The sequence below is a fragment of the Pseudomonas ogarae genome, from assembly GCF_014268695.2.
Lineage (GTDB): Bacteria > Pseudomonadota > Gammaproteobacteria > Pseudomonadales > Pseudomonadaceae > Aquipseudomonas > Aquipseudomonas kilonensis.
In genome coordinates, this window is record NZ_CP077086.1 from 5,382,901 (window position 1) to 5,409,164 (window position 26,264).

Here is a 26,264-nt window from a genome sequence, read left to right on the forward strand (position 1 = left end):
GGACTCCCTTTATTCTTTTAAGTATGAGGTGGGTAAAAACCGTAGCGCCCGCACCGTTCGACGTCGAGCAAAGCCCCGTACTGCAAGGGCTTCACCGCCGCCTGCGGCCATCCTGAGGTTGTGCAAAATCCCTGACTATCGAAAAAAACTCATTGGAGCCATGTTCCTGGCGCATGCCTTTTTTCGAGGCATGCGTGACCTGATAACGTGCTGTCAGACCGCCCGGATCACATGCTTGATTTCCTGAAACGCGGCCAATCCCCAAGGCCCCAATTCGCGACCCAGACTGCTCTGTTTGTAACCACCCCACGCCGCCTGGGGAAAAATCACCTGGGGCGCGTTGATCCACACCAGCCCTGCCTGTAGAGCATTGGCCACCTGTTCGGCAGCCGTCGTATCACGGCTGACCACACTGGCCACCAAGCCGAAACGGCTGTCGTTAGCCAAGGCGATCGCCTGCGCCTGGGAGCTGAAACGGCGTACGCACAACACGGGCCCGAAGATCTCCTCGCACCACAACGCACTGTCCAGGGGCACGTCGGTGAAGATTGTCGGCTGTAAAAAAAAGCCGCGCGGCAGATGCGCGGGCCGCTGCCCACCGCACACCAGCGTCGCTCCGGCGCTCAAGCCTCGGTCGATGTGCCCCAGCACCCGCTGGTATTGCGCCTGGTTCACCAGCGCGCCCATCTCCACGTCCGGGTCGAACGGGTCGGCCACGCGGATCGCCTCGGCGCGGGTCTTGAGCCGTTGCAGGAACTCATCGGCCAGTTCATCGGCGACCAACACACGACTGGTGGCCGAGCACATTTGCCCGGCATTGAAGAAACCACCACCGCAGGCCAGCTCCACCGCCAGGTCCAGGTCAGCATCGGCCAGCACCAGCAGGGACGATTTGCCGCCCAGTTCCAGGCTCACGCCCTTCACCGTTTCCGCCGCCCGCTGCATCACTTGCACGCCCACCGCATTGCTGCCGGTGAAGGAAATCTTTGCCACGCGCGGGTCCGCCGCCAATGGCGCCCCAACGGCCAGGCCCGTGCCGCAGACCAGGTTGAACACGCCGTCGGGCAACCCGCATCCGGCGATGATCAAGGCCAGTTCCAGCTCCGGCAACGGCGTGACCTCCGAGGGCTTGAGTACCACGCAGCAGCCGGCAGCCAATGCCGGGGCGAGTTTCCAGGCCGTGGTAACCATCGGGAAATTCCACGGCACGATCAGGCCGACCACGCCGCAGGGTTCGCGGCGCAGGCGTGCGCTGAAATCAGCACTGGGCAACGCCAGCGAGCTGTCTTGCCGGGCGTCCAGGCCTTCGGCCAACTCGGCGTAATAGTCGAAGGTGGCGACCACATCGTCGACATCGATGGCCGCTTCGAACAGCGGTTTGCCATTGTTGCTCGATTGCAGGTGCATCAACCGTTCACGAGCGTCCCGCACGCCAGCGGCAATCCGGCGCAGGATCACGCCACGCTCGGTGCCGGTGGTGCTCGACCAGTGCGTGAAAGCCTGGGTCGCCGCGTTCAACGCCTGATCGACGGCGCGCTCATTGCCGCCATGAACGGTGGTCAGCAGCGCTTCGGTCGCCGGGTTGATCACCCGCAGCGGTTGATCGCCGGCCAACCACTCACCGTTGATGTACAGCCCGTCTTGCGTCGTAGGGAAATTCATTTCGACACCTGCGCCATCCAGGTTGCCTGGTCGATTTCGATCAGCGTCGGGCCCTGCCGGTCGCAAGCGGCGAGCAACGCGGCGTGCAGTTGCGCCACGCCGTCGATGGCTTCGGCAGCGCAGCCCAAGGCCTTGGCGACGCCGATGAAATCCGGGGTGTAGATGTCCACGCCCACCGGTTCGATGGCGCGGTTGACCATGTATTTCTTGATCTCTTCGTAGCCCTGGTTATTCCACAGCAGCACAATCACCGGCGTGCGCGCTTCCACGGCGCTGGCCAGTTCCGGCAGGGTGAACTGCAAACCGCCGTCGCCAATCAAACACACCACCGCCGGACGTCCATGGCCCAGATCCTTGCCACCAAGCCAGGCGCCAATGGCCGCCGGCAAGGCGTAGCCAAGGGTGCCGTAGCCGGTGGATGAATTGAACCAGCGGCGTGGCTGCTCCGGGTTGAAGGTCAGGTTGCCGGTGTACACCGGTTGAGTCGAATCGCCGACGAACACCGCATCCGGTAGTGCCTGCAAGACGGTGTCGAGAAACAAGGTCTGGGCGCGAGTCGCCGCGTCCCAACTGCCTTGAAGATCCGCGCGCAACCGGGCGGCACGCGTCGCGCCCCAATCGTCACGGCGCTCGGCCAAGGGCTGCTGGCTCAAGGCGTCGAGCACGGCCCGGGCGGCGACACAGGCGTCGGCCACCAACGCCAGGTGCGGCGGGTAGTTGCGCACGGTCTGGTCCGGGTCGATGTCGATGCGCAGCAGCGCACCGGGAATCTCGAAGCCGCCGGCGAAGGTTATGTCGTAGTCGGTCTCGGCCAGTTCGGTGCCGATGGCCAGCACCACATCCGCTTCGGCCACCAACGCGCGAGTGGCGACCAGGCTCTGGGTGGAGCCGATCAGCAACGGATGCCGGGACGGCAACAGGCCCTTGGCATTGATGGTCAACGCCACTGGTGCGCCGAGACGTTCGGCCAGTTCAGTCAATTCGGCCGCCGCGTCGAGGGCGCCGCCGCCGGCCAGGATCAATGGCCGCTTGGCCGATGCCAGCTTTGCCGCCATTTGCGCCACGGCACTCGGCGCAGCACCGGCGCGGTTGATGTTCACCGGCACGCTGGCGAGCAAGGCATCGGCGTCTTCGACCAGCACGTCCAGCGGGATTTCAATGTGCACCGGCCGCGGGCGCCCAGCCTGGAATACGGCGAACGCCCGGGCCAGCACGCTGGGCAATTCAGCGGCGGACATCAGCGTGTGGGAAAACGCCGCCACCCCGCCCACCAGCGCGCTCTGGTTCGGCAGTTCATGCAGCTTGCCGCGTCCGCCACCCAACTGGCTGCGCGACTGCACGCTGGAGATCACCAGCATCGGGATCGAATCGGCGTAGGCCTGGCCCATGGCGGTGGTGATGTTGGTCATGCCAGGGCCGGTGATGATGAAACACACGCCGGGCTTACCGCTGACCCGGGCGTAACCATCGGCCATGAAGCCTGCCCCTTGTTCATGACGCGGGGTCACATGGCGGATGCTGGAACGGGCCAGCCCGCGGTACAACTCGACGGTGTGCACGCCAGGAATGCCGAACACCTGCTCCACGCCATACGCTTGGAGTAACTTGACCAATACTTCGCCGCACGTCGCCATTGCCATTGCCTTTTTCTTGTCGTGTAAAGGGCCTCGCACAGCCTGCGGCGGGACCCTTTTTTGTCTTGGGAATGGCGTTATTGGAACGGGCAGGCCATAGCGGCAACAATGGATAAAAAGTCATACTAGCCATGTCCTCACGTCATGGCTTGGATCCGAAATGAAACGACTTCCCCCGCTGCCGGCGCTGCACACGTTTCTGATCACGGCCCAATGCTGCAACTTCACCCGGGCCGCCGAACAACTGCACATCACCCAAGGCGCGGTGAGCCGGCAGATCGCCGGGCTGGAAGATCATTTGGGTTATGCGCTGTTCCAGCGCCAGGCACGCGGCCTGAGCCTGACCGCCGAAGGCCAGGCGTGGCTACCCCGGGTGCAGCAGGTGTTCAGGCTGATCGGGGACGCGGTCGAGCAGGTCGGCGAAAAACGCCAGACCCTGCAACTCAAGGCCCCGACCTGTGTCATGCGCTGGCTGCTGCCGCGCCTGTTGCAATGGCAGAAGGAACGGCCGGACGTGCCGGTGGAGTTGACCACCACGGTCAGGCACGGCGTGGATTTCCAGCGCGAAGCCTTCGACGCCGCGGTGGTCTATGGCCCACCACCCGACGCCTCGCTGGCGTGCGTGCATCTGTTCGATGAACAACTGACGCCCGTCTGCTCCCGCCCGATCCTGGAAGGGCCGGTGCCGCTGCGTGAACCCGCCGACCTGCAACAACACTTGCTGTTGCACCCCACCCGTGACGAGCGCGACTGGAACGCCTGGCTGAAGGCAGCCGATGTGCACTTGAGCAATGTCAGCAAGGGCCAGCATTTCGAAACCCTGGACCTGGCGATGTCCATGGCTTCCCAAGGCACGGGCGTGGCGATCGGCGACTGGTCGCTGATCGGCGACGACTTGAGCGCCGGTCGGCTGGTGATGCCGTTCGAACTGAAGGTCAAGACCGGGCTGGGTTATCACCTGGTGCACCCGCACAAACCCCAGGTGTCAGGGCCGTTGCAGGAATTGATGGGGTGGTTGGTGGAGCAGGCACGGGCGCGGTAGGTGCTAACCCCCCTGATCCTTCAAGGGTGAATGAAACTGTGGCGAGGGAGCTTGCTCCCGCTTGGGTGCGAAGCGCCCACAAAAGGGGTCTGCTGCGCAGCCCAGCGGGAGCAAGCTCCCTCGCCACAATGGATCAAACACGCCTCACGTCATCAGCGTTACAACAAGGCATGGTTAGAGCAGATTCGGCGCCTGCACCGGTTCGATCTGCGCCCAGTGCGACGTGTCTTCACGGTGCTGCTGCAGATACGGCAACACGGCCCCCAGCAACGGCGCCTTGAACGCCTCCTGGAAACGATGGGCCAGGCCCGGGATCAGCTTCAACTGGCTGCCCTGGATGTGCGCCGCCAGATGCACGCCGTGCATCACCGGCAGCAAAGGGTCGGCGGTGCCGTGGACCACCAGGGTCGGCACCCGCAGTTGATTGAGCAGTGCCACCCGGCTCGGCTCGGCCATGATCGCCATGATCTGACGCTTCACGCCTTCGGGGTTGAAGGCCCGGTCATAGGCCACGGCGGCCTGATGCAGCAGTGCCTGGCGATCATCCACCACCATCGGGCTGCCCAACGCGGCCAGCAGATCGGCCTGCTGCTGCAGGGCCGCTTCACGATTCGGCGCACTGCGCCGCGACAGCAACTGCACCAGTGCGGCGCTGGGTGCGGGCAAGCCTTCGGCACCGGAACTGCTCATGATCAGGGTCAGGCTTTCGACTCGCTGCGGCGCCATGGCGGCCATGTGCTGGGCGATCATCCCGCCCATGCTCACGCCCAATACGTGGAAGCTTTGCACCTGCAAGGCATCCATCAACCCCAGCCCGTCGTCGGCCATGTCGGTCAAGGTATAAGGCGCAGCCACGGGCAAACCGAGTTTATAGCGCAGGGCTTCGAAGGTCAGGTTGGCACTGCCGGGGGCCTGGCGCCACGTGGACAGGCCGACGTCGCGGTTGTCGTAGCGAATCACCCGGAAACCCTGCTCGCACAGGGCGACCACCACTTCGTCCGGCCAATGGATCAACTGCCCACCCAGGCCCATCACCAGCAACAGCGCCGGATCCGAGGCACGGCCAACGCTCTGGTAGGCCAGGCTCACCTGATCCAGATCGACCCGTTGGGTCGCAACATTGATGTCACACCGAGAAGCCGCCATCGACGGCAGGCCGAAAAACAACGCGGCCAGGAAAATGAATACACGCATGAAGAAACACCGAAACGCAGAACCCCAGTAGAGCGCGAGTCTGATGAAGTTTGTTCAAGCGCGCTGCCACAGTTGCGTGACAGTTTGATGAAGATTGCCGAGTGGTCTCCTGCGCGAAGGATGTATCTGTGGGAAAGGATGTATCTGTGGGAGCAAAGCTTGCTCGCGATACAGGCACCTCGATTCCAGAGAAATCGCGTTGGCTTCATCGCGAGCAAGCTTTGCTCCCACAGATCCCCGCTCAAGGCGTCAGCTTCAGGCCAGTTGGCTACGCAACTGCCGCGCCGCCGCCACCATGTTCACCAGTGCCGCTTCCGTTTCCGGCCAGCCACGGGTTTTCAGCCCGCAGTCGGGGTTGATCCACAGCCGCTCGGCGGCGATCCGCTTCACCGCCTTGCTCATCAGCGCAACCATCTCGGCCGTGTCCGGCACCCGGGGCGAGTGGATGTCGTAGACGCCCGGGCCGATGTCGTTCGGGTAGTCGAACGCCTCGAAAGCCTCCAGCAACTCCATGTCCGAACGCGAAGTCTCGATGGTGATGACATCGGCGTCCATGTCGGCGATGGCCTTGATCACATCATTGAATTCGCTGTAGCACATGTGGGTATGGATCTGGGTTTCGTCGCCCACCCCCGACGCGCACAAGCGGAACGCGTCAACCGCCCAGTCCAGGTACTCCTGCCATTGTCCGCGACGCAACGGCAACCCTTCGCGGAACGCCGCCTCGTCGATCTGCACAATCTTGATCCCGGCTTTTTCCAGGTCCAGCACTTCGTCGCGCAGGGCCAGGGCCAGTTGTTGCGCCTGGACCTGGCGCGACACGTCTTCGCGGGGGAACGACCACATCAGCATGGTCACGGGGCCGGTGAGCATGCCTTTCATGACTTTGTCGGTCAGGCTTTGGGCGTAGCGGATCCAGTCGACGGTCATGGCGTTCGGCCGACTGATGTCGCCATAGATGATCGCCGGTTTCACGCAGCGCGAACCGTAGCTCTGCACCCAACCGAAACGGGTGAAGACATAGCCGTCCAGTTGCTCGGCAAAGTATTCCACCATGTCGTTGCGCTCGGCTTCACCGTGCACCAACACGTCCAGGCCCAGGCGCTCCTGGATCTGCACGGCATGGCGGATCTCGGTGTGCATGGCGTCCTGATAGTCGTTGGCCGACAACTTGCTTTGCTTGTAGGCCTGGCGTGCCAGGCGAATGGCCGGGGTCTGCGGGAAGGAGCCGATGGTGGTGGTGGGAAAGGCCGGCAGTTTCAGACGGGCGCGCTGGCGTTCGATGCGTTTGGCAAACGGCGAACGCCGCTGGCTGTCCTGTGGTCCGATTGCCGCCAGGCGCGACTGGACCGCAGTTTTGTGAATGCGCGCCGAGCTGGCGCGACTGGCCTGCACCTCGCGGCTGTCGGCCAAGGCCTGCTGCACAGCGGGGGCCTGTGGATCGTTCAGGGCATCGCGCAGCACCGCAACTTCACCACACTTCTGCACGGCAAAGGCGAGCCAGCTCTTGAGTTCCGGATCGAGCCGGTCTTCGCGCTCCAGGTCCACCGGGCTGTGCAGCAGCGAGCACGAGGTGCTGACCCAGAGGTTGTCGCCAAAGCGTTCCTGGGCCGGTTGCAATTGCGCCACCGCCTGTTCCAGTTCGCAGCGCCAGACGTTGCGACCGTTGACCAGGCCCACCGAGAGAATTTTGTAGGTCGGCAGGCGGTCCAGCACCTGGCCCAGTTGTTCCGGGTCACGTACCGCGTCGATGTGCAAGCCGTCCACCGGCAGGCTCACCGCCAGGCCGAGGTTGTCTTGCAGGCCACTGAAATAGGTGGCCACGAGTTTTTTCAACGGCGAGTACTGGAGGATGTGATAAGCCCGCTCGAAAGCGCTCTTCCAGGCCAGGGGCAGGTCGAGTGTGAGGATCGGTTCGTCGATCTGCACCCATTCCACGCCCTGGGCCTTGAGGCGGTTGAGGATTTCCCCGTAGACCGGCAACAGGCGCTCCAGCAGGTCGAGCTTGTCGAACGCCTCGCCCTTGACCTTGCCCAGCCATAAGTAGGTCAACGGGCCGATGATCACCGGTTTGACCTGATGACCCAAGGCATGGGCCTCGTCCACTTCATCGAACAGCTGTTCCCAGCTCAGGGCAAAGGTCTGGTCGGCGGAAAACTCCGGGACCAGGTAGTGGTAGTTGGTGTCGAACCACTTGGTCAGTTCCTGGGCGTATTGCGCCTGGCCATGGTCGGCACCGCAGCAACTGGCCGTGGCGCCACGGGCCATGGCGAACAGGGTGTCGAGGGTCGGCCGGCCCTGGGCATTCAAGGTGCTGTGGAAACGCTGTGGAACGGCGCCCAGGGTCAAGGAGTGACTGAGCACCTGGTCGTACCAGGCAAAGTCGCCGACGGGCAGCAGGTCGATGCCGGCGTCTTTCTGCAGTTGCCAGTGCCGGGCCCGCAGTTCGCGCCCCACCGCTTGCAGCGCGGCCGGGGCCAGGTCGCCCTTCCAGTAGGCTTCGAGGGCTTTCTTCAGTTCGCGGTCGGCGCCGATGCGGGGAAAACCGAGGGTGTGGGCCAGGGCCATGGTGTGCGTCCTCCTATAAAAGATGGCGCCATTGTCGACAGCTGACCCTACATGAGACAAACTCAACCTTTTCGTGTTGATCACAAGTTTTACTCATGGAGCAACTCCGGTGCTTGAACTCCGTCACCTCAAGACCCTGCACGCCCTGCGCGAAGCCGACAGCCTGGTCGAAGCCGCCGAACGCCTGCACCTGACCCAGTCCGCCCTCTCCCACCAGTTCAAGGAACTGGAAGAGCGCCTGGGCATGCAGTTGTTCGTGCGCAAGACCAAGCCGGTACGGTTCACCAGCGCCGGCCTGCGCCTGTTGCAACTGGCCGATGCCGCCCTGCCCTTGCTGCGCGGCGCCGAACGGGACATCGCCCGGCTGGCGGGCGGCACCGCCGGACGGCTGCACATGGCCATCGAGTGCCATAGCTGCTTCCAATGGTTGATGCCGACCATCGACCAGTTCCGCGATGCCTGGCCGGAAGTCGAACTGGACCTGGCCTCGGGCTTCGCCTTCGCGCCGTTGCCAGCCCTGGCCCGGGGCGACCTCGACCTGGTGGTGACCTCCGACCCGCTGGAGCTGGCCGGCATCACCTACGTGCCGCTGTTCACCTACGAAGCGATGCTCGCCGTGGCCAACCAGCATCGACTGGCGGGCAAGGCGTACATCGTCCCCGAGGACCTGATCAGCGAAACCCTGATCACCTACCCGGTGGAACGCGACCGGCTGGACATCTTCACCCGCTTCCTGGAACCGGCCGACATCGAACCGGCCCAGGTGCGCACCTCTGAACTGACGGTGATGATGATGCAACTGGTGGCCAGCGGCCGCGGCGTGTGCGGCATGCCGCACTGGGCCCTGCATGAATACAGCTCGCGGGGCTATGTGAAGGCCAAGCGGCTGGGAGAGAAAGGCTTGTTTGCCACGCTGTACGCGGCGGTGCGCACCGACATGCTCGACGCGCCGTACATGCGCGATTTTTTGCTGACAGCCAAGGACACGTCGTTCTCCACACTCGATGGCGTCAGTGCCGTGCGCTGATAGCTTCTGTGGGAGCAAGGCTTGCCCGCGATGGCGATTGCGAAAAAGCATCGCGGGCAAGCCTTGCTCCCACAGAAGCCCATACACAGGGGATCTGCGGTGAGGTTAAAGTTCGAGCCACATATGGATTTTGTCGTGGTATTCGTCACCCACGCGGATCGCCATCGGCTCAAGGCCATACAGGACGAAGCCGCAGCGCTGGTAGAGCTTGATCGCCGGGTCGTTGCCGGCGGTGACGGTCAGTTGCACCAGACGCAGGAAGGCATGGCGCCGGGCTTCGTCGAGGGCGGCTTGGACCAGTTGGTAGCCAAGCCCGCGATGGCGCTGTTCATCGGCGACGTACATGCCGAACAGCAGCGCCTTGTGCCGGGCTTTTTCCCGGGGCTCCAGGGCCAGGCCGACGATACCGACCAACTCCTGCTCGACAAACGCTCCCAGCAGCACATCGAGCCGGCTGCCCAGGCGTGACTCCCACCAGTTGATAGGCAGCTTGGCCCGCTCGGTGACGCTGGAGGTGAAGGCCTGCGGATGCAGTGCGTACGCCTGGAGCATCAGCTGGCGATACGCCTGGGCATCGCCGGCCCTCAACCGTCGGATGCTCACGCCGAACGCCGTTGCTCAAACATCAGGCGCAACGCCAGCGCACCGAGGACAAACCCCATGAAGTAGCGCTGCGCCGCCAGCCAGGTGGGGTTGTGGACGAACCACGAGGCAATGCCGGCGGCGAACAGGGCGATCAACAGGTTGACGCTGAAACTGACGCTGATTTGGGTCAGCCCGAGGATGATGCTCTGGGTGAACAGCGAACCGTGTTCCGGGCTGATGAACTGCGGGAACACCGACAGGTAGAACACCGCGATCTTGGGGTTCAGCGCGCTGGTGAGAAAGCCCATGGTGATCAGCTTGCGCGTCGAGTCCGCCGGCAGTTGCTGGGCCTCGAAGGGCGAACGCGCGCCCGGCTTCACGGCCTGCCAGGCCAGCCACAACAGGTACAGCGCACCGGCCCATTTCAATACTTCATAGGCCACCGGCACCGCCAGGAACACCGCCGTCAACCCGGCGGCCGCGGCGAACATGTGCACGAAGAACCCCGCCACCACCCCCAGCAGGGAGGTGACGCCGGCCTTGCGGCCCTGGCAGATCGAACGGGAAATCAGGTAGATCATGTTCGGCCCGGGCGTCAGTACCATCAGCAACGCGGCGGCAGCGAAAATCAACAGGTCCGGCAATGGAATCATGAGCATCAGTCCTTGAGGCGTGAATCAGCAGGTAGCGAGAAGTGTCGCTCGATAAAACGGCAGGATCACCTCGCCTGTCAACGGTGCCAGCAAAAGATCGCTGTCGCCGGCCGGGTCGATCCAGCACACCTCTTCAATTTCGGCTGCCGGCGAAACCGGGGCATCGATGCTCAGCAAAAACACCTCGGCCTGCACGGTAAACCCCGGCTCGTTGGCCGCCGGCGCGCTGAACACGCCCAGGTAATGGGCCTGTGCCGGGGCGATCTGCAACCCCAGTTCCTCTTCCAGCTCACGGGCCAGCGCCTGCACCGGTTGTTCATGGGCCTCGATCTTGCCGCCCGGCTGCATGAAGGCCCGAGTGCCGCGCTTGCGCACCAGCAGGGTTCGACCGTCGGGCCCGAGCAACAGGGCTGCGGCGATGCGGATGAGGGAAGTGGTCATGGGTGATCAAAGCCTTGGCCGGGGAAGTGACGGGGAGATTACAGCGCGTAGAGGTGGGAGCAAAGTCTGGTGCGACCGATTGGATTGAGTACATATCCGTTGCTGCGGTAACGGCCACTTAGGGTTTCGCCCTTACGGCGAGTCACTTTCGAAAAGCGCGAAAGTAACCAAAGCGCTCATGCCCCACCACTCGGCACCTCGCCTAGGCTCGGTGTACCCTCACTCCGGCATTGCTCCGTGGGCCCGCCGCGAGGCGGCCTGACAGCCGGCCTGGCTCTCCTGGTCGTACACCTGTCAGATTTGTGGGAGCAAAGCTTGCTCGCGATGGCGGTTTCACAGTCGATGAAAATGTTGAATTTTCCGGCCTCTTCGCGAGCAAGCTCGCTCCCACAGTTGGATTGATGTATAGCCGCCAGAGACAGGTTGGCTGTCAGGCCGCCTTCGCGAGCAGGCTCGCTCCCACAGTTGGATTGATGTACAGCCGCCAGAGACAGGTCGGCTGTCAGGCCGCCTTCGCGAGCAAGCTTTGCTCCCACAGATCTGACAGGTGTACGACCAGGAGAGCCAGGCCGGCTGTCAGGCCGCCTCGCTTTTGATCTTGATCTTGATCTCGGGCGCCCCGTTAACCACGATGGCCGAACGCAGGTATTGCGCAGTGGGCACCTCGGCATGGATGCCGAGGTAGCCGCGCTGGGCCATGGATGGCCCTTCGCGGCGGCCCACGGAGCAATGCCGGAGAGAGGGCACACCGAGCCTAGGCGAGGTGCCGAGAGGTGGGGCAAAGCGCTTTTGGTTACTTTTGGCGCTCTTCCAAAAGTGACCCGCCGTAAGGGCGGAACCCTAAGCCGCCGTTACCGCAGCAACGGATATGTCCCCAATCCAATCCAACCCCCAGTCACCCCAAAATCGGCTTCGGCGCCGTAGGGTCGGCCTCCTCCTCGGGGATCTTGACGAACACGCTGTAACGGGCCCCCTCCATCGATTCGAAGGCAATGAGTTTTTCGATCAACGGCCCACTCAGGATTTTGCCAGCGTTGAGCAGCAACATGCCGTTGTCGGCATTGAGGTTGCGCGCCAGGATCATCCCCGCGGTCAACTCGCGCGTGGTGGAGACTTGCACCGTCGGGTCCGACAGGGTCACGTCTTCCAGGTATTCGGCACACGCCTTGATGAAGTCCTCGATCATGTCCGGGTCGTACAGCTTGCCGGCGTACTTGCGGATGTAGACCAGCGCCTCGTCGCTGTTCATCTGTCGCTCCAGGATCAACCCGCGCTGCAGCTCGATGAAGTCCACCGCCAGTTTCAACAGCCGCGAACCGAACGGAATGGCCTCGCCCCTGAGGTGCTCGGGGAAGCCACTGCCATCCCACCGCTCCTGGTGATGGCGAATGATCCGCGCCGCGTCCTTCATCGGGTCCAGGGTCATCAGCAGCGATTCGCTCTGCTTCGGATAGGCCCGATAGAGCTCAAGCTCAGTGTGGTGCAGCATGTCGGCGGGCGTGACCATCATGTTGTCGGTCCAGCTCAGCTTGCCGATGTTGTAGAGCGCCGCCGCCATGGTCAGGTCGCGATCGGTGGACTCATCGAGGAAATGCAGCCGGCTGTAAACCCTGATCAACTCGATGATCTGCCGGTTGGTCTGCTTGGACTTGGGCAGGCGCAGGTTGGCGATCAGCGAAAACACTTCAGTGCTGGTCACATAACTGCGCTTGAGCTCGTCATAAGCCAAATCGAGCATGTCGGCGGTCTGCTGCAGCTCGGAGGTGCGCGACGCCACGCGTTTTTCCAGGGTGGCGTTAAGGGTCTTGAGTTGCTGGTTCTGTTCGCGGTTCAGCGCTTCGAGGCGCTGGCGCTCGCTTTCGGAATGCTGGTGGGACAGGGCCTGGCGCAAAGCCTGCACCAATTCCTCATCGTTCCAGGGCTTGCTGAGGTAGCGATAGAGCTGCCCCTCGTTGATGGCCTTGGTCATCATGTCCACATCGGCATAACCGGTGAGCAGGATGCGCAAGGTCGATGGGTACAGCTTGCGGATCTCGGCCAGCAGCGTGGCGCCATCCATGTTCGGCATGCGCGCGTCGGTCATTACCAGGTCGACCGGCCGCTCCTTGAGAATTTCCAGGGCCTTGGCGCCACTGTCGGCCAGCAGGATCTCGTACGGCTGGCTGCGCAATAGCCGACGCAGGCTATTGAGAATCGACTCTTCGTCATCAACCAGCAGCACTGCCGGTTTCTTTACCGGAACGTCCGGCAATTGATCTTCCATTTGAAACCCCCTCCTAGTCACGACAACCGTTCTACCTTACCCCCGAAATACAGGCTAGTAGATTGCGAACATTTAGACACATTTGCCATCACTGGCCGAGCGCATCCCGATCAGACGACTATGCTCTACCCCATGAAGGGCCAAGTACAGGCCGAATACTCATGCCAGCGAAAGGGATATTCAGATGTTTCAAGGGTTCTATCGTCAGCATCAAAACGGTGCACGGCCATGAGCCTGCCCTTGGATAAAACCAACCGGCGGATCCTGATCGTCGACGACACGCCAACCATCCATGAGGATTTCCGCAAGATCCTCAGCCCCCAGGCGAGCGCCAATGACAGCCTGAGCAGCGCCGAAGAAGCCCTGTTCGGCTCGCCTGTGGCGGTCTCCGGTACGAGTTTCGTGCTCGATTCGGCGTTCCAGGGCATGGAAGCCTTGAACAAGGTCGAAACGGCACTGGCCCAGGGGCAACCCTTCGCCATGGCGTTCATCGACATGCGCATGCCACCGGGCTGGGACGGCCTGGAAACCATCGAACGGCTGTGGCGCGCCGACCCCAAGCTGCAAGTAGCCCTGTGCACCGCTTATTCGGACTATTCCTGGGAAGACATCGCCGATCGTCTTGAACTGGGCGACCGCCTGCTCATCCTGAAAAAACCTTTCGATGCCATCGAAATCCGCCAGATGGCCAGCACCTTGACCGTCAAATGGCAGATGACCGAGGACGCGGCGCTGAAAATGGACATGCTCGAGCGCGCGGTCGAGGAACGCACCCGGGAACTGGCCGACGCCAACATCATCGTGCAGAACAGCCCGACCATCCTCTATCGCCTGCGGGGCGAGCCGCCGTTCGCATTGATGTACATCTCCCACAACATCACCAAGTTCGGCCATTCCGCGGCGCAACTGACCAGTTCGCCGGACTGGGCGCAAACCCTGATCCACCCCGACGACCAGCAGAAGGTCGACGAGGCCATGGTCCGCGTCCTCGACCGCGACTCCGCAGGGGCCTCCATCGAGTTCCGCATGCGTACCGGCGACGACACGTTCCGCTGGGTGGAGAACCGCTACATCCCGGTGCGCAATGAGCAGGGCCTGTTGCTGGAGATAGAAGGCATCATCCTCGACATCACGGAACGCAAGCTGGCCGAAGAAAAAATCGCCCTGCTGGCCCGCACCGACGGCCTGACCGGGCTGGCCAACCGCGCCACCATGATCGAGCGCCTGCACCAGGCCTTCGCCGCCGCTCGTCGGGGTGCGGCGCCGTTTGCGATGTTTTATCTGGACCTGGACCACTTCAAACGGATCAATGACACCTTGGGCCACCCCATCGGCGACCTGTTGTTGCAGGAGGTTGCCACGCGGATCAAGGCCTGTACCCGGGAAAACGACGTGGTGGCGCGCCTGGGCGGCGATGAGTTCGCCCTCCTGCAACTGGACGTCCATGAAGCGACCCATTGCGCCGCGCTGGCGGCCAAGATCCGCGATGCCCTCGTGGCGCCGTATGCCCTGGACGGCAACGACGTACGGATCTCGGTGAGCATCGGCATCGCCCTGTACACCCCGCAGAGCCTGAGTGCCGATAGCCTGATGGCGCAGTCCGACATGGCCCTGTACCGCTCCAAGGAAAAGGGCCGCAACCAGTACCATTTCCACAATGAAGAAATTAACCAGGAAGTCACCGACCGGGTCGCCCTCGCCAACGACCTGCGCCAGGCCATCGAGAACAACGAGCTGCACCTGCACTACCTGCCGGAAGTCGACCTTGGCACCGGCAAGATCCTCGGCATGGGCGTGCAAGTGCGCTGGAACCACCCTCAACGTGGCTGGCTGGAACCGGCGGCCTTCATGCCGGCTGCCGAGAAAACCGGGATCATCATTGGCCTGGGGCATTGGGTACTGGACCAGGCCTGCCAGCAAATGCGCCAATGGCGTGACCAGGGCATGGCGCCCCCGGTGATCGCCATCGACCTGTCCCTGACCCAGCTCAAGACCGGCCCGGAACTGATCTACGACGTGCTGCGCACCACCGCGCGCTGGGAACTGGCGCCCTGGGACCTGCGCTTCGACGTCACCGAAGCCACCCTGGCCCAGACCAAGTGGACCCACAACGACGTGCTGCCGCGCCTCTGCGAATTGGGCGTGCAGATCGCCATCGATGACTTCGGCACCGAGTACTCCTCGTTCGATTACCTCAAGACCTACCGGGTCAATCACCTCAAGCTCGCCCAGCGTTTCCTCGACAGCGCCAACGCCGACCCCGAAAACGCCACGACGTTGCGGGCGATCATCAACTTCGCCCGGGACGTGGGCATCGGGATCATTGCCGAGGGTGTCGAGACCCAGGAGCAACGCACCACGCTGATGTCCAGCGGCGGGGACATGCAGGCCCAGGGGCATTACTTCAGCACCGTGGTCGACAGCGGCCAGGCCGCCGAACTGCTCAAGGCCGGCACCATCGTCCCGGCGACAGACCACTGGACCCGACCAGCGAGCCAGCTATCGGAGAGCAATCCATGAATCCAATGGCGGTACCTGCCAACCGGCGAATCCTGGTGGTGGACGATACACCGGCGATCCACCAGGACTTTCGCAAGATCCTCAGCCCCAGCGCCGGCAGCGATGACTCGCTGGACGACACCGAGAGCCTGCTGTTCGGCACCCCGCAGGTCAACCGACTGCAATTCCAGATCGACTCGGCCTACCAGGGCGAGGAGGCGCTGGAACTGGTCAAGCGCGCCCAGGCCGAAGGCCAGCCCTATGCGCTGGTGTTCGCCGACATGCGCATGCCACCGGGCTGGGACGGCCTGCAAACCATCGAGGCGCTGTGGGAGGCCGACCCGCGCCTGCAAATCGCCCTGTGCACGGCGTTCTCGGACTACTCCTGGGAAACCATGTCCGAACGGATCGAGTTCGACGATCAGTTGCTGATCCTCAAGAAACCCTTCGACACCCTGGAAATCCGCCAGATGGCCAGCGCCATGACCTGGAAATGGCAACTGGCCCAGGATGCGGCGAGGAAAATGCGCAGCCTGGAACGCACGATCGAAGAGCGCGTCCAGGAATTGCTCAAGGTCTCCCACCTGCTGCAATACGACGTGCTCACCGAATTGCCCAACAGCATGTTGCTCGGCGATCGGCTGACCCAGGCCATGGCCCAGTGCCGCCGGCATGACCGGCAACTGGCGGTGATGTTCATCGGCCTGGACCGCTTCAAGCGCATCAATAACGCGCTGGGTCACCCCGTGGGCGATGAAATGCTCAAGCGCGTGGCCCGGGCCCTGGCCACCGTGGTGCGTGAATCCGATTCGGTGTTTCGCTACGGTTCCGATGAGTTCGTGGTGGTACTGGGGGACGTCGTCGATCCGCAGCAGACCAAAGGCGTGGCCGACAAACTGCTGGCGGCCATCAGCTCTCCACAACCGATCGACGGTCATGACCTGAGCGTCACCGCGAGCCTGGGCATCAGCGTGTACCCCAACGACGGTTTCGACGCCGTGGCGCTGATCAAGAAAGCCGAGACGGCGATGCGCAACGTCAAGGAAATCGGCCCCAACGACTACCGCTTCTTCACCGAAGACATGAACCGCCGGGCCCGGCAGCAGCAGACCATCGAATCCGGCCTGCGCCTGGGCCTGCTACGCAAGGAGTTCGTGCTGCATTACCAACCCAAGCTCGACCTCAAGAGCGGCAAGGTGGTCGGCGTCGAGGCGCTGGTGCGCTGGGACAGGCCGGATCATGGCCTGGTCTATCCCTCGGATTTCATTCCGGTCGCCGAGGACAGCGGCCTGATCGTCCCGCTGAGCCAATGGGTGCTTCAGGAAGCCTGTCAGCAAGCCTGCCGCTGGCAAGCCCAGGGCATGCGCCCGCTGTACCTGTCGGTGAACGTCTCGGCCATCGACTTTCGCCAGCGCGGCTTCGTCGAAGGCATTGCCCGTACCCTCAAGGAAACCGGCCTGGACCCGACACAGTTAGAACTGGAGATCACCGAAAGCGTCCTGATGCAGAACGTCGATACCACCATCGCCATCCTCAAGGCCATCAAGCAATTGGGGATACGCCTGGCCATCGACGACTTCGGTACCGGCTATTCAAGCCTGAGCTACCTGCAGAAATTTCCGGTGGATGTGTTGAAGATCGACCAGTCGTTCGTCGGTGACCTGAGCATCGACAGCAACGACGCCAAGCTGGTGAGCACCATCATCAGCCTGGGCAAGAGCCTGAACCTGCACATCATTGCCGAAGGTGTGGAAACCCTCGAGCAGTTGGAATTTCTCAAGAAGCACCAATGCGAGGAGGTCCAGGGTTATTACTTCAGCAAGGCCGTCGAACCGCAGGCCTTCGCCGACTGGATGACCGAGTGGGAAAAACGCCAGAACCCGTTTTCGTGAACACCTGAGTGTCATCAACCAAAGTTTCAAGGAAAACATCCCATGGCGTCACATGGACTGATTCTGGCTCTCGGCCTGCTCGTGGGATCAAGCGTGACCGCTCACGCCGAACCACTGGATGAACCCCTCAAACCCCTGCCCCCGATTCCGACCCTGGACCCCAAGCGCGTCCAACTGGGGCTGCGGCTGTTCAATGACCCTCGCCTGTCGGTCAACAACACCCTGTCCTGCGCCAGTTGCCATCGCCTGGACAAGGGCGGCGCCGACGACAAGCCCTTTTCCTTAGGCTTCGATGGCAAGCCGGTGGAGGTCAACACCCCTACCGTGTTCAATGCCAGCCTGAACTTTCACCAGTTCTGGGATGGCCGTGTCGACACCTTGGAAGAACAGGTCCACGAGGTCGTGACCAGCCCAGTGGAAATGGGCAGTACCTGGGAATCGGTGGTCAAGCGCATTGCCGATGACCCGGGCTATGCCAAGGACTTCAAGGACGCTTACCCTGACGGCGTGACCAAGCCCAATATCCAGGGCGCACTGGCCGACTACGAACGCACCTTGCAGACGCCCAATTCGCGCTTCGACCAGTACCTGCTGGGCAATACCGACATCCTCACGCCCCGGGAGAAGTTCGGTTACCAGCGCTTCAAGGAATACGGCTGCATCGCCTGCCACCAAGGCGTGAACATCGGCGGCAACATGTTCCAGAAATTCGGTGTCTTGGGTGACTACTTCGACGACCGGGGCAACCCCACCCGCGCCGACGAAGGGCGCTTCAACATCACCGGCGATGAAGACGATCGCCAGGTTTTCAAGGTACCGAGCCTACGTAACGTGGCCGTTACCGCGCCCTATTTTCATGATGGCTCCGCACCGACCCTGGAACGCGCGGTGGAGGTGATGTTCAAGTACCAGTTGGGTCGCGAGCCCCTGAAGAACGACACCGAGCTGATCGTCGAATTCCTCAAGACCCTCACCGGCGAGTGGGAGGGCAAACCCCTATGACAGTCCTCCGTCGCCTCGGCCTGGCCTTCATCGGCGTTTTGCTGGCGGGCATCCTGTTGTTCATGTACGTCAACTCAGGCGCCCAACAGGCCGCCTCGTACATTGAATCCCGGGACCTGATCCGCCTGCTCAAGCAACAGGACGCCATCTGGGACAACGAAGTCCTCAAGTCGCGGATCGCCCTGACCCACAACTACGACCCGTTGGTCTCGCCCCTGCACGAGATGGCACGCCTGTGGCAGCGTCTGGACACCATTGAGTCGGAACCGGGACGCCACGGACCATCGCTCTGGGAGGCACAGCGTGACGAATACCTCAAGCTGATCAAGGAAAAGACCCGCCTGGTAGAACAGTTCAAATCCCATAACGCAGTGTTGCGCAATTCCCTGGCCTTCCTGCCCACCGGCGAGGACGACATCCAGGGCCAATTCGCCCGGCTGCCCGACACGTATCGCCTGGAGTTGCAGAACGTTGCCATCGATACCTACGACCTGTTGCTCAGCAGCATGGAGTTCGCCCACCTCAGCTCCCCTGAGCGGGCAGCCGAAATACTGTTGGGTTTGAACCAGTTGGAGGTCAACAAGGAGCGTCTGCCTGAGGGATTGCAAAACTCCGTCGAAGTCCTGCGCAGACACATCGGGGTGATCCTGCGCGAACAGCCACGGGTCAATGAATTGTTACTGGGAATCGAAGCGATCCCCGTGGCCGATCGCCTGGACACCATCACCCAACTGCTCGAGAAGGACCAGGCAAAAGCTGCCGCGAAGTACGAGCGCAACCACGTTTACCTGCTGGTGTTCGCCACGCTGCTGGTGCTGATCCTGATCTGGCTGGCGATCCGGCTGGTACGCAGCTTCGCCGAGATCAAAAGGGTCAACAACGCCCTGCAAACCGCCAACGATGAACTGGAACAGCGGGTTGAAGAGCGGACCCGCCAGCTCAAGGACACCCAGAGCGAGTTGATGGACACAGCCCGCCAGGCCGGCATGGCGGAAATCGCGACCAACGTGCTGCACAACGTCGGCAACGTCCTCAACAGCGTGAACATCTCCGCCGACCTGGTCAGCCGCAAACTGCGCAGCAGCAAGGCCCAGGGGCTGGGCAAGGCCATGCAACTGATCAACGAACACACCGACGACCTCGGGCACTTTCTCACCGAAGACGCGAAAGGCAAACTGTTGCCTGGCTACCTCAACCAACTGGTCGAAGCCATCGCCGTTGAGCAGCAGGGTCTTACCGACGAGTTGGCCCAACTGAGCAAAAGCGTGGACCACATCAAGGATATTGTCTCCACCCAGCAATCCTATGCCGGGGCCAACAGCCTGCTGGAGCCGTTGGTGGTCAGCGAACTGCTTGAAGATGCCCTGCGCATGAACTCAGGCGCACTGACCCGCCATCATGTTACGGTGATCAAGGAATACGGCGAGGTGCCGCGGATCATGGGCGACAAGCACCGCTTGCTGTTGATCCTGATCAACCTGATCAGCAATGCCAAATACGCCATGGCGGGTGTTTCCAATCATGCGCGGAACATGACCCTGAAGGCGGCCGTCATCAATGGCGAAACCTTGCAAATCAGCGTCAAGGACGAAGGCGAAGGGATTCCGGAGGAAAACATGACGCGTATCTTCGCCCACGGTTTTACCACGCGTAAGGAAGGCCACGGCTTTGGCCTGCACAGCTGCGCATTGGCGGCCATTGAAATGGACGGCCACCTCACCGCTCACAGTGAGGGGCCAGGCACGGGGGCAACGTTCGAACTGCAGCTGCCCCTGAAACTTGCAGAAGGTGAGCCATGAATAGCATGAGTAACCGCCGCATCCTCTTGATCGACGATACACCCGCCATTCATGAAGATTTCCGCAAGATCCTCACCCCGGAGGATGACAGCAACGCTGACTTGCTGGACATGGAAAGCGCGCTGTTCGGCGATGCGCCAAAACCTGCCACCACCGTGTTCGAACTCGACTCGGCCTATGGCGGGCAGGAAGGCCTGAACAAGTTGCTGGAGGCATCGGCAAAAGGGCGTCCTTATGCCCTGGCCTTTGTCGACATGCGCATGCCCGAAGGCTGGGATGGCGCCAAGACCATCGAAGAACTCTGGAAGCGCGACCCGTTGCTGCAAGTGGTGGTCTGCACGGCGTATTCGGATTATTCCTGGGATGAACTGCTGGACCGCCTGAACGGCCACGATCGCTTGCTGATCCTGAAAAAGCCGTTCGACAACATCGAAGTCCAGCAGATGGCCAACACCCTGACCACAAAATGGGAAATGACCTCCCGTGCGCAACTGAAAATGAACAAGCTCGAAGACCTGGTGGAACAACGCACCCAGGCGTTCAAACAGGCCAGCGAGCTGCTGCAAATGGAGATCGACGAACGCAAGATGCTGGAAACCCAACTGGTGCAATCGGAAAAGCTCGCCTCGCTGGGCCAGTTGGCGGCCGGGGTGGCCCACGAAATCAACAACCCGATCGGCTTCATTTCTTCCAACCTGGGGGCGTTGGACGGTTACTTTGGCAAACTCCAGGAAATGCTCAGCGCCTACGGCAGCGCCGAGGGGGCCATCGCCTCGCCGGAACTGGTGGTGCACTTGCGCAAGCTGCGCGAACAGGTGGAACTGGACTTTCTTGTCGAGGACATCCCCTTGCTGATCAAGGAGTCCAAGGATGGCATCGGCCGGGTCGGGCAGATCGTCAAGGACCTGAAGGACTTCTCCCGTGTCGACTCCAGCCAGGAATGGCAGATGGCCAATTTGCAGCAGGGCATGGATTCGACGTTGAACATCGTCGCCAATGAAATCAAATACAAGGCCGACGTGGTCAAGGAGTACACGCCGTTGCCGGAAGTGGAATGCCTGCCGTCGCAGATCAACCAGGTGATCATGAACCTGATCGTCAACGCCGCCCAGGCCATCGGCCCCGAGCGCGGCACCATCACCCTGCGCAACGGCGTCGGAGACGAATCCGTATGGATCGAAGTCGCCGACAACGGCTCGGGCATCCCCCCCGAAACCCTGCAGAAAATCTTCGACCCGTTCTTCACCACCAAGCCCATCGGCCAAGGCACGGGGCTCGGGCTGTCGTTGTCCTACGGCATCGTGAAAAAACACAACGGCGAGATCACGGTACGCAGCGAAGTCGGCGTCGGCACCACCTTCCGCGTGGAATTGCCGGTGCGGCAGATGAAGCAGGCGAGCTGAGCCACACCTGGGGTGAGAACACTGTAGAAGCTGTGGGAGCTGTGGGAGCAAGGCTTGCCCGCGATGGGGACGACTCGGTACTTCAGAAACCGAGGCGTCTGTATCGCGAGCAAGCTTTGCTCCCACAATTTTGCTCCCAGACAGTTTTGCTCCCACACACCCTTGTTCCCATGACAATCCCCTCGCCACAGGGTTGCCCGCCGTTTCGCCGCCGGCGCAGAATGCCTGCGCTACCCTCCCCCCAAGGAAACCGTATGAGCCTGTCTCTGCTGAGTCGTTACGCCTTCTTTGCTGGCTGTGTCATCTTCACCCTCGCCAGCCTGCCGTTCCTGCACTACGACTGGCTCTGGCCGATCACACTGGTGACCGGGTTGTTGAGCCTGCTGGGGCTGTTCGACCTGCTGCAGAGCCGCCACGCGGTACGGCGCAATTACCCGATCCTGGGCAATATCCGTTACCTGGTCGAAGGTATCCGCCCGGAGATCCGCCAGTACCTGCTCGAATCCGACAGCGATGCCCTGCCCTTCTCTCGCGCCCAGCGCTCGCTGGTGTATTCCCGGGCCAAGAACGAAAGCGCCGATAAACCGTTCGGTACCTTGATCGACGTGTACCAGACCGGCTTCGAATTCATCGGCCACTCCATGCGCCCGGCCCCGCTGAGCGATCCCAGCGGTTTTCGCGTGACCGTCGGCGGCCCGCAATGCACCCAGCCCTACTCAGCCTCGGTGTTCAACATCTCGGCCATGAGTTTCGGCTCCCTGAGCGCCAACGCCATCCGGGCGTTGAACCAGGGAGCGAAGCTGGGCAACTTCGCCCATGACACCGGTGAAGGCAGCATCAGCCCCTACCATCGCGAACACGGCGGCGACCTGACCTGGGAACTGGGCAGCGGTTATTTCGGCTGCCGCACGCCTGAAGGTCGCTTCGACCCGGAGCGTTTCGCCGCCCAGGCGCAGAACCCGCAGGTGCGGATGATTGAAATCAAGATGAGCCAGGGCGCCAAACCCGGCCACGGCGGGATCCTGCCCAAGCATAAGGTCACCCGGGAAATCGCCGAGACCCGAGGCATCCTCATGGGCGAGGATTGTGTTTCGCCTTCTTGCCACAGCGCGTTTTCCACGCCGATCGAACTGATGCAGTTCGTCCAGCAACTGCGTGAGCTGTCCGGAGGCAAACCGGTGGGTTTCAAGTTCTGCCTGGGGCATCCGTGGGAGTTCATGGGCATCGCCAAGGCCATGCTGGAAACCGGGATCCTGCCCGACTTCATCGTGGTCGACGGCAAGGAAGGCGGTACGGGCGCGGCGCCAGTGGAATTCACCGACCACATCGGCGTGCCGTTGCGCGAAGGCCTGCTGTTCGTGCACAACACCCTGGTGGGCCTGAACCTGCGGGACAAGATCAAGCTCGGCGCCAGCGGCAAGATCGTCAGCGCCTTCGACATCGCCAGTGTCCTGGCCATCGGCGCCGACTGGGCCAACGCCGCGCGCGGCTTCATGTTCGCCATCGGCTGCATCCAGTCGCAAAGCTGCCACACCAACAAATGCCCCACCGGCGTCGCCACCCAGGACACCCTGCGCCAGCGCGCCCTGGTCGTCCCGGACAAGGCCCAGCGGGTCTACAACTTCCACCGCAACACCCTCAAGGCCCTGGCCGAAATGCTCGCCGCCGCCGGGCTCGAGCATCCGTCGCAATTGCAGCCCAAGCATCTGGTACGGCGCATGTCGGCCACCGAGGTGAAGTTGTTCTCTCAGTTGCATGTGTTTTTGAAGCCGGGGGAATTGCTGACGGGTGAGGTCAATGGGGCGTTTTATTCGCGGATGTGGCAGATGGCGCGGGCGGACAGTTTTGAGCCGCTGGAGGTGGTGGCGGCGTAACGGTCACTGGATTGCCAGCCTCATCTGGGGCTGGTGTCGTTTTAAGGGTCAACAGGAAAGCCCCGATCACCTGACCGGGGCTCTCTTTATGTATTGCTGTCAACCTAAGAAGCGGAACGCACCGTACCTTGTACATCACCGGTCGGCTGCAACTTGAAGGTATAAAACAGCACCGTCAGCAACACCAGGAACGCCGGGCCGACATACAACGCCACGCGGGTATCCGGGAAGTACGCCATCAGCCCCACCACCAGCACCAGGAATGCCAGCGCCAGGTACGAGCTGACTGGGTAAAGCCACATGCGGTATTTCAGCGCCGCACGCTCTGAAGCGCTGAGGCTTTTGCGGAACTTGAGCTGGGCCAGCAGGATCATCACCCAGGTCCAGATCGCGCCGAAGGTGGCAATGGACGTCACCCAGACGAAGACTTTCTCCGGCACCAGGTAATTGAGCAGCACGCCCAGCAGCAATGCGGCGATGGACAGCAGCAACGCGCGGCGCGGCACGCCGTTGGCCGAGGTGGTGGCGAAACCGGCCGGGGCCTGGCCGTTCTGCGCCAGGCTGTAGAGCATCCGCCCGGTGCTGAAGATCCCGCCGTTGCAGGACGACAGCGCGGCGGTGATCACTACGAAATTGATGATGCCGGCGGCGGTCTTGATGCCCAGGCGCTCGAAGGTCATCACGAACGGGCTGCCCTGGGTGCCGATTTCGTTCCACGGGTAGATCGACAGGATCACGAACAGCGCGCCGACGTAGAACAGCAGGATCCGCCAGAACACCGAACCGATGGCGTTGGGGATGGTTTTCTGCGGGTTCTTCGCCTCACCGGCAGTCAGGCCGATCATCTCCACGCCCAAGTAGGCGAACATCACCATTTGCAGGGACATCAAGACGCCGGACACGCCGTTGGGCATGAAACCGCCGTGGGCCCAGAGGTTGGAAAGACCCAGGGCCACGCCGTCGTTACCAAAACCGAAGGCGATGATGCCGACACCGCCGATGACCATGGCGATGATGGTCACGATCTTGATCAGGGCGAACCAGAACTCGAACTCACCGAAGGCCTTGACCGCGATCAGGTTGATCGAGCCCATGCTGACCAGCGCCGCCAAGGCCCAGATCCAGCGGGGTACATCGGGGAACCAGATGCCCATGTACACCGCCACCGCGGTGATTTCCGCCACGCAGGTCACCAGCCACAGGAACCAGTAGTTCCAGCCGGTCAGGAAACCGGCCAGCGGGCCGAGGTAGTCTTGGGCATAGCGGCTGAACGAGCCGGCCACCGGGTTGTGCACGGCCATTTCACCGAGGGCGCGCATGATCACCAGGATCGCCAGGCCGCCAATGATGTAGGACAGCATGATCGCCGGACCGGCCATTTCAATGGCCTTGGCCGAGCCGAGGAACAGCCCGACACCGATGCAGGCACCGAGCGCCATCAGGCGGATATGCCGCTCACCGAGTTCACGTTTGAGCGGACCGCCCTGAGCGGTCTCGCCATGGGGCAGATGATTGCCGACAGGCATAGGGATACAACCTCGTCTTGTTATTGGATTAGCCACCGAGTGTCCAAAGCCACAAGCCGATAGGCCTGTCACCTTGCCGAAACCGGGTCTGTCTTGTGGGCAGACCGTCCTGTGGAACCACAACCTCAGGATCAGCGGGCCATGCAGTATAAAAAGCCAGGGATAGAGAGTTTCACTGTAAAACCCGGGAAATTCAGGGATAAGCCTGCGCCACAAGTGGCTTTTGGAGAGGCGTTGTCTGGGATTGCAGGTCATACGGAAACGGCGCCGAGTATTGCACAGCAATGGTGCAGCGTCATGTACGGGCGCAGACCGATGGCTCTAGTACAAGGCTTTCAGGTACCACTTCACCTTGTAGCGAGGGAGCTTGCTCCCGCTCGGCTGCGCAGCAGTCGCCCGCTTTAGAAGCCGAAAAAGCGAGGGCGGCTTCGCCCCCCAGCGGGAGCAAGCTCCCTCGCCACAAGAGCAGCTAGAGCCATACCGTGTCCCAGAGCGGGTAATCGCCAATGCGATCCACCAGCCCTGCCCGAAGCGGATTGGCAATGATGTAGCGGGCGGAAGGCCGAAGATCCTCGTTGTCGCGGATCGCGCGGTCATGGAAGCCGCTTTGCCAGAAGGCGCCTTTTCTGTTCATTGCTCGATTGATTGTGAGGGTGCTGCGGGATTTGACTACCTGCATCACATGCGTGAGCTGAGCTTGCTCTAGCTGCACCAGCCAATGCAGGTGGTCCGGCATCACAACCCAGGCCAGCGAATTGACCTGACCTCGCTCATGAGCCAGGCGCATTTCTGCCACCAATAAGCGGCCCAGCTGCAAGTCCTTGAAAATCGGTGTGCGTTGGTGAACGACTGCAGTGACGAGGTAGCCTCGCCCCGGCTCCGAAGAGCGTCCGTGACGCAAGCGATGAGAGTTTGGACGTGAAGGATGCATTCCTTGGCTTCCTATGGTTGGGGGATCTACTTACGGTAGCTTCGCCTGCGACGATCCGATGCGATGATGGTTGAGCGACTTTTCCGAAAACGACGTAGTACCCGTGGCGAGGGAGCTTGCTCCCGCTGGGGGGCGAAGCCGCCCTCGCTTTTCAACCGCCGTATGTTCTCCAGCCATGCCACCGTTGCGTCTGCTGCGCAGCCGAGCGGGAGCAAGCTCCCTCGCCACAGAAGCTCTGTTGATCAATTGCATCTGACAAGTGCTCGCGT

19 protein-coding genes and 1 pseudogene are annotated in these 26,264 nt (G+C 62.0%); 9 read left to right on the forward strand and 11 right to left on the reverse strand.

The genetic code is table 11. The features are described from left to right. Positions 1–213: 213 nt before the first annotated feature. Positions 214–1,662 (reverse strand): aldehyde dehydrogenase family protein, encoded by a 1,449-nt coding sequence (locus HU749_RS23720; protein WP_079303557.1) that lies wholly within the window; start codon positions 1,660–1,662, stop codon positions 214–216. Continuing rightward, positions 1,659–3,296: a 5-guanidino-2-oxopentanoate decarboxylase gene (locus HU749_RS23725; RefSeq protein ID WP_079303564.1), complete on the reverse strand. Its 1,638-nt coding sequence runs from the start codon at positions 3,294–3,296 to the stop codon at positions 1,659–1,661. The genes HU749_RS23720 and HU749_RS23725 overlap by 4 nt, the downstream gene beginning before the upstream one ends. Positions 3,297–3,456: 160 nt before the next feature. Here HU749_RS23725 and HU749_RS23730 point away from each other — a divergent pair, with 160 nt between their 5' ends. Next, on the forward strand, positions 3,457–4,338 hold the full coding sequence (locus HU749_RS23730; RefSeq protein WP_046062663.1) for a LysR substrate-binding domain-containing protein: 882 nt from the start codon (positions 3,457–3,459) through the stop codon (positions 4,336–4,338). A gap of 174 nt (positions 4,339–4,512) precedes the next feature. Here HU749_RS23730 and HU749_RS23735 read toward each other — a convergent pair whose 3' ends face one another. Together HU749_RS23735 and metE are read right to left on the reverse strand one after the other, a co-directional pair. Continuing rightward, complete coding sequence (locus tag HU749_RS23735) at positions 4,513–5,532, reverse strand: alpha/beta fold hydrolase (RefSeq protein WP_095974159.1); 1,020 nt, start codon at positions 5,530–5,532, stop codon at positions 4,513–4,515. Between the two features lie 255 nt (positions 5,533–5,787). Then, complete coding sequence (metE, locus tag HU749_RS23740) at positions 5,788–8,100, reverse strand: 5-methyltetrahydropteroyltriglutamate--homocysteine S-methyltransferase (protein WP_095974160.1); 2,313 nt, start codon at positions 8,098–8,100, stop codon at positions 5,788–5,790. A 109-nt stretch (positions 8,101–8,209) separates the two neighbouring features. Here metE and metR point away from each other — a divergent pair, with 109 nt between their 5' ends. Continuing rightward, positions 8,210–9,127: a transcriptional regulator MetR gene (metR, locus tag HU749_RS23745; protein WP_003205167.1), complete on the forward strand. Its 918-nt coding sequence runs from the start codon at positions 8,210–8,212 to the stop codon at positions 9,125–9,127. 105 nt (positions 9,128–9,232) lie between these two features. Here metR and HU749_RS23750 read toward each other — a convergent pair whose 3' ends face one another. The 5 genes from HU749_RS23750 to nosR form a co-directional block, all read right to left on the reverse strand. After that, a complete protein-coding gene (locus tag HU749_RS23750; RefSeq protein WP_046062666.1) occupies positions 9,233–9,730 on the reverse strand; it encodes a GNAT family N-acetyltransferase in 498 nt (165 codons plus the stop codon). Beyond that, a complete protein-coding gene (locus tag HU749_RS23755) occupies positions 9,727–10,365 on the reverse strand; it encodes a LysE family translocator (protein ID WP_013694135.1) in 639 nt (212 codons plus the stop codon). Before HU749_RS23755 ends, HU749_RS23750 begins: the two co-directional genes overlap by 4 nt. Positions 10,366–10,389: 24 nt before the next feature. After that, complete coding sequence (locus HU749_RS23760) at positions 10,390–10,806, reverse strand: NUDIX hydrolase (protein WP_186652468.1); 417 nt, start codon at positions 10,804–10,806, stop codon at positions 10,390–10,392. Positions 10,807–11,382: 576 nt separating this feature from the next. Continuing rightward, entirely contained in the window at positions 11,383–11,529 is a 147-nt protein-coding gene (locus HU749_RS23765; protein WP_217870586.1) for a hypothetical protein, read from the reverse strand. Positions 11,530–11,701: 172 nt separating this feature from the next. Next, on the reverse strand, positions 11,702–13,069 hold the full coding sequence (nosR, locus tag HU749_RS23770) for a response regulator c-di-GMP phosphodiesterase, NosR family (RefSeq protein WP_079303592.1): 1,368 nt from the start codon (positions 13,067–13,069) through the stop codon (positions 11,702–11,704). A 228-nt stretch (positions 13,070–13,297) separates the two neighbouring features. Between nosR and HU749_RS23775 the strand changes: the two genes are divergently transcribed. From HU749_RS23775 to HU749_RS23800, 7 genes and pseudogenes are all read left to right on the forward strand, one after another. Further along, on the forward strand, positions 13,298–15,589 hold the full coding sequence (locus tag HU749_RS23775) for a GGDEF/EAL domain-containing response regulator (RefSeq protein WP_046062670.1): 2,292 nt from the start codon (positions 13,298–13,300) through the stop codon (positions 15,587–15,589). Then, positions 15,586–17,460, forward strand: a complete 1,875-nt coding sequence (locus tag HU749_RS23780) for an EAL domain-containing response regulator (RefSeq protein ID WP_095974888.1) — start codon at positions 15,586–15,588, stop codon at positions 17,458–17,460. The genes HU749_RS23775 and HU749_RS23780 overlap by 4 nt, the downstream gene beginning before the upstream one ends. A 42-nt stretch (positions 17,461–17,502) precedes the next feature. Further along, complete coding sequence (locus tag HU749_RS23785) at positions 17,503–18,462, forward strand: cytochrome-c peroxidase (RefSeq protein ID WP_079303590.1); 960 nt, start codon at positions 17,503–17,505, stop codon at positions 18,460–18,462. Next, positions 18,459–20,261 carry a DAHL domain-containing sensor histidine kinase gene (locus HU749_RS23790; RefSeq protein ID WP_079303589.1) on the forward strand — a complete coding sequence of 601 codons (1,803 nt, stop codon included), beginning with the start codon at positions 18,459–18,461 and terminating at the stop codon, positions 20,259–20,261. The genes HU749_RS23785 and HU749_RS23790 overlap by 4 nt, the downstream gene beginning before the upstream one ends. 590 nt (positions 20,262–20,851) lie before the next feature. Then, a pseudogene (locus tag HU749_RS29715) lies at positions 20,852–20,938 on the forward strand (hypothetical protein); the annotation flags it as partial. Positions 20,939–21,229: 291 nt separating this feature from the next. Further along, complete coding sequence (locus tag HU749_RS29720) at positions 21,230–21,664, forward strand: sensor histidine kinase (protein WP_413201707.1); 435 nt, start codon at positions 21,230–21,232, stop codon at positions 21,662–21,664. Positions 21,665–21,918: 254 nt separating this feature from the next. Beyond that, a complete protein-coding gene (locus tag HU749_RS23800) occupies positions 21,919–23,538 on the forward strand; it encodes an FMN-binding glutamate synthase family protein (RefSeq protein ID WP_079303587.1) in 1,620 nt (539 codons plus the stop codon). Between the two features lie 104 nt (positions 23,539–23,642). Here HU749_RS23800 and HU749_RS23805 read toward each other — a convergent pair whose 3' ends face one another. Continuing rightward, the gene (locus tag HU749_RS23805; protein ID WP_079303586.1) at positions 23,643–25,064 is read right to left on the reverse strand and encodes an amino acid permease; all 1,422 of its coding nucleotides are present in this window, start codon (positions 25,062–25,064) and stop codon (positions 23,643–23,645) included. Positions 25,065–25,533: 469 nt separating this feature from the next. Further along, entirely contained in the window at positions 25,534–25,995 is a 462-nt protein-coding gene (locus tag HU749_RS23810) for an REP-associated tyrosine transposase (protein ID WP_079303585.1), read from the reverse strand. Positions 25,996–26,264: the final 269 nt, after the last annotated feature.

What these genes read in the sequence shown, in the direction of transcription:
- HU749_RS23720 (WP_079303557.1), bottom strand. Translation starts at nt 1,662, where the DNA reads ATGAATTTCCCTACGACGCAAGACGGGCTGTACATCAACGGTGAGTGG.
- HU749_RS23725 (WP_079303564.1), bottom strand. Translation starts at nt 3,296, where the DNA reads ATGGCGACGTGCGGCGAAGTATTGGTCAAGTTACTCCAAGCGTATGGC.
- HU749_RS23730 (WP_046062663.1), top strand. Translation starts at nt 3,457, where the DNA reads ATGAAACGACTTCCCCCGCTGCCGGCGCTGCACACGTTTCTGATCACG.
- HU749_RS23735 (WP_095974159.1), bottom strand. Translation starts at nt 5,532, where the DNA reads ATGCGTGTATTCATTTTCCTGGCCGCGTTGTTTTTCGGCCTGCCGTCG.
- metE (WP_095974160.1), bottom strand. Translation starts at nt 8,100, where the DNA reads ATGGCCCTGGCCCACACCCTCGGTTTTCCCCGCATCGGCGCCGACCGC.
- HU749_RS23755 (WP_013694135.1), bottom strand. Translation starts at nt 10,365, where the DNA reads ATGATTCCATTGCCGGACCTGTTGATTTTCGCTGCCGCCGCGTTGCTG.
- HU749_RS23760 (WP_186652468.1), bottom strand. Translation starts at nt 10,806, where the DNA reads ATGACCACTTCCCTCATCCGCATCGCCGCAGCCCTGTTGCTCGGGCCC.
- nosR (WP_079303592.1), bottom strand. Translation starts at nt 13,069, where the DNA reads ATGGAAGATCAATTGCCGGACGTTCCGGTAAAGAAACCGGCAGTGCTG.
- HU749_RS23775 (WP_046062670.1), top strand. Translation starts at nt 13,298, where the DNA reads ATGAGCCTGCCCTTGGATAAAACCAACCGGCGGATCCTGATCGTCGAC.
- HU749_RS23780 (WP_095974888.1), top strand. Translation starts at nt 15,586, where the DNA reads ATGAATCCAATGGCGGTACCTGCCAACCGGCGAATCCTGGTGGTGGAC.
- HU749_RS23785 (WP_079303590.1), top strand. Translation starts at nt 17,503, where the DNA reads ATGGCGTCACATGGACTGATTCTGGCTCTCGGCCTGCTCGTGGGATCA.
- HU749_RS23790 (WP_079303589.1), top strand. Translation starts at nt 18,459, where the DNA reads ATGACAGTCCTCCGTCGCCTCGGCCTGGCCTTCATCGGCGTTTTGCTG.
- HU749_RS29720 (WP_413201707.1), top strand. Translation starts at nt 21,230, where the DNA reads ATGGATTCGACGTTGAACATCGTCGCCAATGAAATCAAATACAAGGCC.
- HU749_RS23800 (WP_079303587.1), top strand. Translation starts at nt 21,919, where the DNA reads ATGAGCCTGTCTCTGCTGAGTCGTTACGCCTTCTTTGCTGGCTGTGTC.
- HU749_RS23805 (WP_079303586.1), bottom strand. Translation starts at nt 25,064, where the DNA reads ATGCCTGTCGGCAATCATCTGCCCCATGGCGAGACCGCTCAGGGCGGT.
- HU749_RS23810 (WP_079303585.1), bottom strand. Translation starts at nt 25,995, where the DNA reads ATGCATCCTTCACGTCCAAACTCTCATCGCTTGCGTCACGGACGCTCT.